This is a genomic window from Herpetosiphonaceae bacterium, assembly GCA_036374795.1.
Lineage (GTDB): Bacteria > Chloroflexota > Chloroflexia > Chloroflexales > Kallotenuaceae > LB3-1.
Window position 1 is genome coordinate 1 of sequence record DASUTC010000302.1, and the last position, 10,864, is coordinate 10,864.

Consider the following 10,864-nt stretch of genomic DNA (forward strand, 5'->3'; position numbering starts at 1 on the left):
GGAGCGCGGGCGTGACCCAGTGGATGACCGGTATGGCGCTGGGCACGCTGGCCTACAGCGCCCTTACGCGCTATGAGCTTGGCCTCTTCAAGTGGCTGCCGTTCAAAAGCCATCTCACGCTCGACGCGCTGAACGGCGGGCTTTTCTGCATGGCTCCGCTGCTTTTTCCCGACGAAGATCGCACCGTAAAAGGCGCGCTGGTGGGCATCGGCCTGTTCGAGCTGCTAGTGACAGCCACAACCGAAACCCGCCCATCGACCAGCGAGCAGGCATCGGAGCTTGCCGACGACTTTATAGATAAGATCCAGAACGCCACCGAGCTATTGAACGAGCGCGTAGCCGGGTCGTGATGGGCTGATTCCAGGGGTCGGGGGTCAGGAAGTTCAAAGTTCAAAGCTGCGGATTCTTGGCTCTCTGTCTGTTTTTTGCTCGTTGTTCGTTGTTCTCCGAGGTGTACCGTGCCCATCACTGACGCAGTTGAGCTTGTCGCGCGCTTTCGCAAGCAGCGCGTGCTGGTGATCGGCGAGGCGATGCTCGACTGTTACTACAATGGTCGGGCCGAGCGCATCAGCCCGGAAGGACCCGTGCCTGTCGTGGCGGCCACATCGAAGCAGCGCTACCCCGGCGGCGCCACCAACGCCGCCGCCAACATCGCGGCGCTTGGAGGTCGGGCCTGCTGCCTCTCGGTGGTGGGCGACGACGAGGCCGGAGCCGCGCTTCGATCCGAGCTTGAGTCGCGCGCGATCGAGGCCGATCTGATCGTCGATCCTGAGCGCGCCACGCTGACCAAGCTGCGGATTCTGGCGGATGGACAGTATGTTGTGCGCTTCGACGAGGGATTGCCGCAGCCGCTCTCGCCGACGGTCGAGGATGCGCTGATCGCGCGGCTGCGCGCGGGCTTTGCCGCATGCAGCGCGGTGATCGTCGCCGACTATTGCTACGGCGTGCTCAGTGAGCGCGTAATCGCTGAGATCGGACGCTTGAAAGAGCAGCACAGCCGCCTGGTGCTGGTCGACTCGAAGAATCTGCCGCTGTATCGCGGCATGACTGCCAGCGTGATCACGCCGAACCACCTTGAGGCGCAGCGCGCGGTCGGCTGGAACGTGCGCGATGCCGATCGGCTGTGCAGCGCCGACCTGGAGGATCTGGGCCGCCGCCTGCTTGACAGCATCGGCGCGACCTGGGCGCTGGTGACGCTGGGGCCGAAAGGCTCGCTGCTCTTCGAGCGCGGACAGCCGACCTATCGCATCGCGGCGCGGCCCGTCGCACAGCCGCATGTGTCGGGCGCGGGCGATACCTTCACCGCGACGCTGGCGCTGGCGCTGGCGTCGGGCGGTGTGGTGCGCCTGGCCGTCGAGATCGCCGCCGAGGCCGCCGCTGTCGTGGTGGGCAAGCCGGGGACAGCGACCGTCACCAGCCAGGAGCTCTTGCAGCGGTTGGCACAGTCGGGCTTCTTGCCCACGCCCACCGCCCGGCTTGAGACGGCGCTGGCGCGGTATCGGCGCGCGGGCAAGCGCATCATCTTTACCAACGGCGTCTTCGACGGCCTGAACAGCGGACACCTGGCCTTCTTGCGCGCCGCGCGGCAGCTCGGCGACGTGCTGATCGTCGGCGTGAACAGCGATCGGGGGCTGGTCGCGCAGCGCGGCTACGGCGCGCGGCTGCCGGAGGCCGAGCGGCTGGCGATCGTCGCGGCGCTGGAGCTGGTCGATCATGTCATCTTATTCGACGAGCCGACGCCCGCCGATACGATCCGCGCGATCCGCCCCGATATCCACGTCAAGGGCGGCGACTACCGGCTGGAGGAGATTCCCGAAGCCCAGGCGGTTCAAGAGTGCGGCGGCGAGATCGTGATCCTGCCGCTGATGGATCGCAGCAGCGTGCCGCACTTCAGCAGCAAGATCCTGAATCGCTAGTTTCAAGTTCCAAGTTCCAAGTTCAGAGTTTCGAGTTCTTTGAACTTAGTTCTTGGTTCTTGGTTCTTGGTTCTCCCTTGTTCCCTTGTTCCCTTGTTCTTGGTTCTCCCCGCGCTCACTCGTCTTCGGCGGCCTGAAGCAACCCCCGCTCCTGAATCACGTCGGTCGCCAGCACCTTGTAGCCGACGCTCTCGAACAGCACCGTGAGGCTATCGGCGTCGACGCGCTGAACCACGCCCTCGCCCCACGCCTCGTGGCTGACGGCATCGCCCGCCGCAAAGCGCGACTCGACGACCTTTTCTTCGCCGACGACGATCCGCTGCTCGTCAGCCGGACGCAGATCGTTGTCGCACAGCATGCAGCGCTCGGCCTGATACTCTTCTCCGAAGTAGCTCAGCAGATGGCGGCGGCGACAATCGCCAGTCTCGGCGTAGCCGCGCATCATCTCCTGGCGGCTGCGCTCGTACGCTAGGCGATGCTCCTCCTCCTCAAGCGAAAGCTGCTCCGGGTCGAAGTCGGAAACCAGCAGGCGGAACCGCCCGTGTCGCTCGGCGATGATCCGCTCCCGCTTGAGCAGCGCGATCAGCCGCGCCAGATCGCCCTTTCCGAGGCCGGTCGCCGCCGCAAGCTCCTTGAGCGTCGCCTCAGGCTGCGCCAGCAGCCCGGCGCGCGCCTGCACCACCTCATCGCGCGTCAGTTGCCCGCCGCCCGACAGAAATGCGGCGCGGCCCAGGTCGGCAGGCCGGTAGATGATCGTGCAGCGCGCGAACGCGCCATCTCGACCGGCGCGGCCCGCCTCCTGGTAGTACGCCTCGATGCTGCTCGGAATATCGCGGTGGATCACAAAGCGCACGTCGGGCTTGTCCACGCCCAGGCCAAAGGCGTTGGTCGCGACGATCACGCGCAGCTCGCCGCGCATAAACGCCTCCTGCACCCGATCGCGATCGGCCTTCTTGCGCTGGCCGTGATAGTAGTCTGCGGCAATGCCCCAGTCGCGCAGCCAGGTCGCCGTGTCGCGCGCGGCTTTGGTGGTGGACGTGTAGATAATGCCGCTGCCACGCATCGCATCCGACAGCCTGGGCGCGAGATCCTCGCCGTAGCCTGCCTGCTCGCCCAGCAGCAGATCCTCAAGCACCCGCCGGTCGTCCTCTTCCTTCTCGACGCGCCGCACCTCGAAGAAAAGATTAGGCCGATCGGTGCCGCGCACGACGATCGCGGGCTGGCGCATGTTGAGCCGCGCGATAATCTCCTCACGAATCCAGGGCGTCGCCGTCGCCGTCAGCGCCAGCAGCGTCGGCTTGCCGAGCTGGGCGATGGCCTGCGGCAGCAGCAGATAGGCCGGTCGAAAGCTATGGCCCCAGTCGGAAATGCAATGCGCCTCGTCCACCACAAAGAGCGAGATCGGCACCTCGCGCAGCGCGGCCATAAAGCGCGCGTTGTCGAAGCGTTCGGGCGTGACGTAGAGCAGCTTGGCCTCGCCCTGCTGAAGCCTGCGCAGCGCCGCCTCCGACTGGCCCGCCGACTGGGTGCTGTTGATCACGCCGACCGGCAGATCGAGCGCCTGCAACGCCTCGACCTGATCTTTCATCAGCGCGATCAGCGGCGAAACCACGATCGTCGCGCCGGGCAGCACGTGCGCGGCCAGCTGATAGACCAGCGACTTGCCCGCGCCGGTCGGAAAGACCGCCAGCACGTCGCGTCCATCCAGCAGGTCGCGGATCGCGCGCTCCTGGCCTGGCCGGAACGTATCGTGCTCAAATCGATCCCGCAGCACAGCGCGCAGATCGGCCCTGGTTGAGGTCATGCAGCATCCTTTCTGTGACTGGATGCGTGCCTTCAAGCACCATCTGTGCCGTCAGCCGATGCGCCACGCGGAGTTCCTTGGCATACAGGTTGCCGCAGCAGTGCCTCAAGCGAAGGAGGAGCGACATGACGCAACGATCAACCGATCGCATGGAGAGCCTGCTGAAGCAACTGCACCAGCAGCCGGGCCTGGCGGAGCAGCTTCCCAGCCAGGAGGGCACGATCGTCAGGGCCGCGCTGGACGGCCAGAGCGTATACGAGATCGCGCAGCAGCATCAGGTCAGCGAAGGATTCGTGTGGAATGTGCTGGGCAGCGCGGCGCGCATGGCGAGCGGCCAGCCGCTCCAGCCGGTCGAGAGCGGCGGCTTCGGCAGCGATACCGATCCGGGCGTCACCGGCGGCTACGGCGAGACAGGCTTCGGCAGCCTGAGCGCCGACACCGATCCGGGCGTGATCGACGCGGCGGAGGGCACCGGCTTCGGCAGCCTGACCGAGGAGCAGCCCAGGCAGCGTCCGCCATCTGAGCAGAGCGGGCCGTAGCCAGCAGATCAGGGGAGCGCGGCGGCGCTCCCCGCCGCATGCTTTTGTGTGCGTGTGCTACCGTCGTCTCGGCTGCATCAGCAGCGCCAGCAGCGTGTTGACGCCGGAGATCGCGACAATGCCGGTGGCCGTGCGCCTGGGCAAGACGCCGGAGCGCGCGGCGAGCGTCGCGGCCAGCGTGTCGGAGGCGTGAATCAGCGGCGCGACCCGAATCGCGTGGTCGCGCACGCCGCCCGCCGGTCGCAGCAGGTCGATCGCGATCAAGATCGTCCGAATGCCGAACAGGCGCAGCGCGTACTGCGCGGCGGGATGGCCCGCGCCCTGCGCTCCCATGCGCCGCAGGATCAGCCTGGGCGCGAGAAGTCCGATCGTCCCGTTCACGAGGCGGATCAGCGCCAGCAGCAGCCGAGCGCCGGTCTGTGTGCGTTGTGTCATCGTCGTACCACCTGTTGTGTGCAGCATAAGTCAGCGGCGTAGCTATCAATCGGTCGATCAATCGGCTTGAGCTATGCAGCATGAGCAGTTTGATCTACCATACATTTTGCCACAAACACAAGGAGACAGGACGACATGGCACCCTACGACGATGCCCAGGTACATCACCGAGCCGCGCACGACGATCTCAAGGGTCGGCCTGCCGGGGAGGAAGACCTGCGCCCAATCGACATCGAACAACCCTTGCATCACTCCTGTTCTGAGTTCTACGTCCCAGGCCCTCACCCGGGCCCAGAGGGCGCCCGCCCTCTCCCATTGCATAGGAGAGGGGGAGAATCTGTGCCCGGTGCTTGGTTCGCCGGGTGCCATGCGGGTGCCCATGCCCAAAGGGCACCCGCATGGGCACCCGCATGGCATCCGGTTCCCTTGTTCTCTTGTTCCCTTGTTCCTTTGTTCCTATCGGTTGGCGGCGATGCTCGAATGTCCGTCCAGCTCGTTGTTGCGCACCGTGGCTCGATCCGAAAGCCGTGTCAGCAGCGAGGGTGCCAGCGCCGACTGGCTTTCCCAGCCGGTTCTGGCCTCGTCGCCCTCGGCATTCGTCGGACCCGGCAGCAGCCGATTGGTCAGCGCCATCACGTTCGCCACGAGGCCTGGGAAGAGATGGTTGGCGATCACCGCCAGCCGCGCCTGAAGCGTGATCGTCAGCTCAGGAGCGCCGTGCCGACACGCCTCGATAATCTGTTGCGCCGCGCGCTCGGCGTCGATCGACACTAGCGGCAGCGCGTCCGAGATCGCGAACCAGGCGTACTCGCTGCGATGCTGGCCTTTGACCGACACGTTCGGCGGCGAGCCGGTGCGCATCAGACCCGGACAGACCGTGGTGACACGAATGTTGTCTTTCGCCAGCTCGGCGCGCATGCCGTCGGACAAGCCCACCAGCGCGAACTTGCTTGCTGAGTAGGGCAGCAGATGCGGCACCGCGACTTTCCCGCCGATCGACGAGATATTGACGATGCGCCCGCCGCGCTGCTTGCGCATGTGCGGCGCGACCGCCAGCATGGTGTAGAGCGGCCCCCACATATGCACCGCCATGGCATTCTCGAAGTCGTCAACGTCCATGTGCTCCACCGGCCCGACCTGGATCACGCCTGCGTTATTGATCAGCACGTCCACGCGACCATAGCGCTCGATTACCTGCCGGATCGCCCGCTCGACATCGCGCTGGTCGCGCACGTCGCAGGCGATGGCCTGGACCGTGCCGCCGTGCCTGGCAACATCCTGCTCGGCCCGTTGCAGCTCCGCCTCATCGCGCGCCAGGAGCGTCAGCCGCGCGCCCTCAGCCGCAAGCTGCCGCGCCAGGATCAGCCCCAGCCCGCGCGAGCCTCCGGTGATCACGACGGACTTGGTTTTGAAATCGATCGCGTCACGGCTGCGCCGCGACCGGAGCGCAAGCCCCGCGCCGACTCCGGCGGCAAACATCGAAGCGATTGTCGCTGTCCTTTTCATCATGTCTCGCTCCATTGCATCGGTTGTGACGATCATCGCTGCGGCGCGGCTATGGCTTCAGCACCACCTTGATACAGTTATCTTCTTTTTTCTTAAAGATCTCATAGCCGCGCGGCGCTTCTTCCAGCGGCAGGTGATGCGTGATCACAAACGACGGATCGATCTCGCCGCGCTGGATGCGCTCAAGCAGCGGCCCCAGGTAGCGGTGGACATGCGTCTGGCCGGTCTTGATCGTCAAGCCTTTGTTCATCAGCGCGCCCAGCGGGATCTTGTCGGCAAAGCCGCCGTACACGCCCGGTATCGAGACGGTGCCGCCTTTGCGGCAGGCGATGATCACCTCGCGCAGCGCGTGAGGCCGATCAGTCTCCTGAAGCGCTACCGCCTTGACCCGATCCATCAGCGCATCGGCGCTCGCACCATGCGCCTCCAGGCCCACCGCGTCGATGCAGATGTCGGGGCCGCGTCCGCCGGTCAGCTCCTTGAGCGTATCGAGCACCTCCTGCTCGTCGAAGTTGATGATCTCGACGCCGCCCTGATCCTGCGCCATCTTCAGCCGCTCTGGAGTGCGATCGATGGCGATCACGCGCTCGGCGCCAAGCAGCTTCGCGCTGGCGATCGTAAACTGCCCGACCGGGCCGCAGCCCCACACGGCCACGATGTCGCCCGGCTGAATGTTGCAGACCTCCGCCGCCATGTAGCCCGTCGGGAAGATGTCCGACAGGAACAAGACCTGCTCGTCGGTCAGGCCGTCGGGTACTTTGATCGGGCCGACATCGGCGAAGGGCACGCGCGCATACTCGGCCTGCCCGCCCGCGTAGCCGCCCACCAGATGCGAGTAGCCAAAGATGCCGCAGGGCGAGTAGCCCCACAGCTTCTCGGCCATCCAGGCGTTCGGATTCGAGTTATCGCACAGCGACCACAGCTCGCGCTTGCAGTAGAAGCACTGGCCGCACGCGATCGGAAAGGGCACGACGACGCGGTCGCCGACCTTGAGCTTTTTGACCTCAGGCCCGACCTCGACGATCTCGCCCATAAATTCGTGGCCGAGAATATCGCCCGCCTCCATCGTCGGAATGTAGCCGTCGTAGAGATGCAGATCGGAGCCGCAGATCGCCGTGGATGTTATCCTGACGATCGCATCGCGCGGGTTGAGGATCTTCGGATCGGGCACGTCTTCGATCCGCACGTCGTTTTTGCCGTGCCAGCATAAGGCTTTCATCGCGCGCTGCTCCTTCTAAGAGTTTCGGGATAAGACTTTGCCGATCACCGACCGTGTGCCTGAGGGCTGCCCCTCGTTAGTAGCGATCTCGCCCGCCTCCATGAGCTGCTTGAAGCGCCAGAGATCCTCCTTGACCTGCTGGTTTGGCTCCTCGCCGAAAAGCTTGGCGATCGTCGCGCCGACGACGCCCGCAGGCGGCGCGTACTCGATCAGCACGCGCACCTCCGTGCCGCGTCCGGTCGGCCCCCGCTGGAAGGTGACGGCTCCTGCGTTTACCACGTCGGCATCGGGCAGCGAGCGCCACACGATCATCTCGTTGGGCCGCTCGTCCACAATCTCTGCATCCCACTCGACGCTCGTCCCAAGCGGCGCTTTGGCAACCCAGTGCGAGCGCGTGTTGCTCTGTGTCTGCACCGCCTCAAGATGGCGCATAAAGCGCGGCAGATTCTCGAAGTTGCGCCAGAAGCGGTACAGCTCCTCAGGCGACTTGTCGATCGTCACCTGCTGCTTGACATTGATCCCCTCGCTCATCGACTTCCTCCTTCGCCCGGTGAATCGCTGCGCTCCCGGTGAGCGCCAGGAGCCTGCCCGCGCCGGAGGGGAATCGTCGCAAGTTATGTACCACTGGGGAAAGGAACACGGGAACAAAGGGGTTGGGGCCGTCCTCACCGCGCCTATGCCGCAGGCCGAGCGGGAAAGGGCGGGTATACGCAGGACGTGGTGAGGGTCGAGTACCGCCCCGCGCCTAAACTCACGGCCTATGGACGCCGATCGCGCTCCTGTGTACACTCGCCGTAATCCCTCATAGCAGAGAAGCATCACGATATGGACGCGCCGGGCTGCAAGACATACCCATGTGTATGCTTTGCACAGCCGTGCACATGCTTCGTACATGCTTCGTACATGCTTCGTACATGCGTGTGCATGCTTCGTACATGCGTGTGCATGCTTCGTACCGCTCTCTGCTGTACGCCGCATTGTGAGGAATCTATGGCATTCGATCAAAACCGCCGCATCCGCCCCATAGCTCTACAGGAAGACCGCGACGCCTTTACTGCCGTTCAGAACCTTGGAGACTACACGCCCGCCAACGCCGACTACAACATCGAGCGGCTGAAAGCCGCCTACACCGCTATGGAAGAAGCTCGCGCCGCCGAGATCCACGCCGAGAACGCGCTCAGTGCCGCCCGCAACGCCACGATTCGCGCCGAGTGGGCCTTCCACAATGCCATGTTGGGCGTGAAAGATCAGGTCATCGCGCAGTATGGAGCCGACTCCGACGCGGTTGCATCGCTTGGCCTCAAGCGCAAATCGGAGCGCAAGCGTCCCGCGCGCCGGGCGGTAGCCACTAAGGCGGAGTAGCCCACCAAGCGCCGCCTCAACAGCGCGCCTCCGGCATGCTGGTGTACCAGAGGCAACGCGAAGCGCGGCGGAGGCAATGCTCCTACCGCGCCGCGAAAGCCATGCTCAACGTTCGGAAACCGCCGCCGAGCGAGGAAACAAGAGAACAAAGGAACACAAGCACACCATGCACAACGTCTTTGTTCCCTTGTTCCCTTGTTCGTTTGTTCATTGTTCTTCGTTATGCCCCCGCCTCAGGTTCGACGATCGTGCCTGCTTGCGAGTAGCATCACCGACGATACGCCAAGCACAACCAGGAGGATCGCGCCGAGCAAGATCAGACCGCCGTTGGAAGCAGCGCCGGCCTCCGGTAGCGCGCCCGGCGATGCGGTTGCTGTGGCGGTCGTCTGGAGCGACGGAGCGTATATCTCGTCCGCGAGCGCCGCAGCCCTGACAGCGTCGGGCTGCACCCCGACATTGGAAACAAGAACCTGACCGAATACGAGGATCGTTGCAAGCGTGATGACGACCACTGCCGCTTGTCGCATACTGTGCTCCTTCCAGCCCAAAGCTATGCATGATCAGGCACGGCTTTGGGGGAAGATCCCCATAGCACAACGTATGCCAGGCTTGCCCACGGCTGGCAGGCGATCAGGCTGGCAGCGGCACGCGAATCTTGACCTGCGTTCCCGCCGAGCTGCTGGCCCAGTTGACCGCGCCATTCAAGCTCTGCACAAGCTGCGTGACGGTCGCGCGCCCGGTGCCGTTAGCGGAGGCGTTGTGGCCCATGCCGACGCCGTCGTCACCGACCTCCAGCGTGAAGTTCTTGTCCGACAGGCCATAGTCGATCCTGATGGTGCCGAAGCGATTTTCGGGAAACGCATGCTTGAAGCAGTTCGTCATCAGCTCGTTGGTCATCATCGCGATCGGCGCGGCGATCGACGACGGCAGATCGACAGCCGTGTCGACCACCTCGACCGTGATCCGCTTCCAGGGCCGATAGATCGCTTTGAGCGCCGACGCGATCGTGTTGATCACCTGGCCGATCGCCACCGGCTCGCTCTGTAGCTCCTGCGACATCTGGTAGATCAGCGCCGCGCCGCGCACGCGGCTGCGCACCCGCAGCATGGCCTCGCGCTCGATGCCCGGCGGCAGCTTGCGCAGCTCCGCCTCGACGATGCCCACCAGCGATTGCAGATGGATCGTTACGTTATGCAGCAGCTCGCCGCGCAGTAGCGATTCTGTCGAGGTTTCCACCTGCGCCGCCTGGAGCTGATGCTGCATCAGTTGCAGCGTTTCGCGCAGCGTGCTATTCTCGGAGGCCATCGCCAGAAACTCCTGCCGCCGCCGAACCAGGCGTTCAATCCGCAGCAGCAGCTCGTCGGGCATGAACGGCTTGGGCACGTAATCATCCGCCCCAATCCGCAGCCCCTCAATGACATGCTGCGGCTGATCCCTGGCGGTCAGCATCACCACCGGAATATTCACGCCGTAGGTCTGACGGATATGCCGACAGACCTCAGCGCCGTCCATATCGGGCAGCATCAGGTCCAGCAGCACCAGATCGATCAGCTCACGCTCGATCGTGTCAAGCGCGGCCTTGCCGGATTCCACCAGCAGCAGACTGTAGCCGCACGCCGACAGCAGCTCGTTGAGCACCTGTTGAATATCGGGGTCATCTTCGACAATGAGGATCGTTGTGCTTTGAGGAGAGATATGTGTTAGCGCATGCTCAGTCATCATAAATTGCTCCTTACGAGGCAATCAAGTGTCAACTATCTAGCAATAGCTGTGCCTGAGCTATGTTTCGCGCACAAAAAAAGCATTGGGGTGGGGTGATACGGGATATAATACTCTCGCGAACAAATCTAATTAGGTCAGCACCAGCTCAATTTGATCCAATAGCTCCTGAATTTCAAACGGTTTGAGCAACAGCGCGACCGCGCCGATCTGATCGACCGCCATCTCCGCCGCCTGCTGGCGCTTCGCCGTGATCACGATCACCGGCGGCAGCGCACAGTCCGGGTGATCGAGCCGAGCGATTAACTCTTCGCCTCGCATGTCGGACAACTGCAAATCGAGCAAGATCAGATCCGGGCATGGC

12 protein-coding genes are annotated in these 10,864 nt (G+C 64.1%); 4 read left to right on the top strand and 8 right to left on the bottom strand.

Translation table 11 applies throughout. The annotated features are described in order from the left end of the window. Positions 1-350 (top strand): hypothetical protein (locus VFZ66_23395; GenBank protein HEX6292153.1); only part of this gene is annotated, 350 nt, incomplete at its 5' end. A gap of 108 nt (positions 351-458) precedes the next feature. Continuing rightward, entirely contained in the window at positions 459-1,916 is a 1,458-nt protein-coding gene (locus VFZ66_23400; GenBank protein HEX6292154.1) for a PfkB family carbohydrate kinase, read from the top strand. A 115-nt stretch (positions 1,917-2,031) separates the two neighbouring features. On the opposite strand, the gene VFZ66_23405 is transcribed toward VFZ66_23400, so the two are convergent. Continuing rightward, on the bottom strand, positions 2,032-3,720 hold the full coding sequence (locus VFZ66_23405; protein ID HEX6292155.1) for a RecQ family ATP-dependent DNA helicase: 1,689 nt from the start codon (positions 3,718-3,720) through the stop codon (positions 2,032-2,034). Between the two features lie 125 nt (positions 3,721-3,845). Between VFZ66_23405 and VFZ66_23410 the strand changes: the two genes are divergently transcribed. Continuing rightward, on the top strand, positions 3,846-4,259 hold the full coding sequence (locus VFZ66_23410; protein HEX6292156.1) for a hypothetical protein: 414 nt from the start codon (positions 3,846-3,848) through the stop codon (positions 4,257-4,259). 57 nt (positions 4,260-4,316) lie between these two features. Here the strand turns inward: VFZ66_23410 and VFZ66_23415 are convergent, their stop codons facing one another. The 4 genes from VFZ66_23415 to VFZ66_23430 form a co-directional block, all read right to left on the bottom strand. Continuing rightward, positions 4,317-4,694, bottom strand: a complete 378-nt coding sequence (locus VFZ66_23415; GenBank protein HEX6292157.1) for a hypothetical protein — start codon at positions 4,692-4,694, stop codon at positions 4,317-4,319. 456 nt (positions 4,695-5,150) lie between these two features. Next, entirely contained in the window at positions 5,151-6,203 is a 1,053-nt protein-coding gene (locus tag VFZ66_23420) for an SDR family oxidoreductase (GenBank protein ID HEX6292158.1), read from the bottom strand. 46 nt (positions 6,204-6,249) lie between these two features. Continuing rightward, positions 6,250-7,419: a zinc-dependent alcohol dehydrogenase gene (locus VFZ66_23425; GenBank protein HEX6292159.1), complete on the bottom strand. Its 1,170-nt coding sequence runs from the start codon at positions 7,417-7,419 to the stop codon at positions 6,250-6,252. Between the two features lie 15 nt (positions 7,420-7,434). Then, positions 7,435-7,950: an SRPBCC family protein gene (locus VFZ66_23430; protein ID HEX6292160.1), complete on the bottom strand. Its 516-nt coding sequence runs from the start codon at positions 7,948-7,950 to the stop codon at positions 7,435-7,437. Between the two features lie 459 nt (positions 7,951-8,409). Here VFZ66_23430 and VFZ66_23435 point away from each other — a divergent pair, with 459 nt between their 5' ends. Then, positions 8,410-8,781 carry a hypothetical protein gene (locus VFZ66_23435; protein HEX6292161.1) on the top strand — a complete coding sequence of 124 codons (372 nt, stop codon included), beginning with the start codon at positions 8,410-8,412 and terminating at the stop codon, positions 8,779-8,781. Positions 8,782-9,014: 233 nt separating this feature from the next. Here the strand turns inward: VFZ66_23435 and VFZ66_23440 are convergent, their stop codons facing one another. From VFZ66_23440 to VFZ66_23450, 3 genes are all read right to left on the bottom strand, one after another. Next, entirely contained in the window at positions 9,015-9,308 is a 294-nt protein-coding gene (locus VFZ66_23440) for a hypothetical protein (GenBank protein HEX6292162.1), read from the bottom strand. A gap of 103 nt (positions 9,309-9,411) precedes the next feature. Continuing rightward, on the bottom strand, positions 9,412-10,503 hold the full coding sequence (locus VFZ66_23445) for a response regulator (protein HEX6292163.1): 1,092 nt from the start codon (positions 10,501-10,503) through the stop codon (positions 9,412-9,414). 129 nt (positions 10,504-10,632) lie between these two features. Next, positions 10,633-10,864: response regulator (locus tag VFZ66_23450; GenBank protein ID HEX6292164.1), on the bottom strand; the 232-nt coding region annotated here is incomplete at its 5' end.

Coding starts and splice junctions, on each gene's coding strand:
- VFZ66_23430 (HEX6292160.1), bottom strand. CDS start 7,950: ATGAGCGAGGGGATCAATGTCAAGCAGCAGGTGACGATCGACAAGTCG.
- VFZ66_23410 (HEX6292156.1), top strand. CDS start 3,846: ATGACGCAACGATCAACCGATCGCATGGAGAGCCTGCTGAAGCAACTG.
- VFZ66_23415 (HEX6292157.1), bottom strand. CDS start 4,694: ATGACACAACGCACACAGACCGGCGCTCGGCTGCTGCTGGCGCTGATC.
- VFZ66_23405 (HEX6292155.1), bottom strand. CDS start 3,720: ATGACCTCAACCAGGGCCGATCTGCGCGCTGTGCTGCGGGATCGATTT.
- VFZ66_23420 (HEX6292158.1), bottom strand. CDS start 6,203: ATGATGAAAAGGACAGCGACAATCGCTTCGATGTTTGCCGCCGGAGTC.
- VFZ66_23445 (HEX6292163.1), bottom strand. CDS start 10,503: ATGATGACTGAGCATGCGCTAACACATATCTCTCCTCAAAGCACAACG.
- VFZ66_23425 (HEX6292159.1), bottom strand. CDS start 7,419: ATGAAAGCCTTATGCTGGCACGGCAAAAACGACGTGCGGATCGAAGAC.
- VFZ66_23440 (HEX6292162.1), bottom strand. CDS start 9,308: ATGCGACAAGCGGCAGTGGTCGTCATCACGCTTGCAACGATCCTCGTA.
- VFZ66_23435 (HEX6292161.1), top strand. CDS start 8,410: ATGGCATTCGATCAAAACCGCCGCATCCGCCCCATAGCTCTACAGGAA.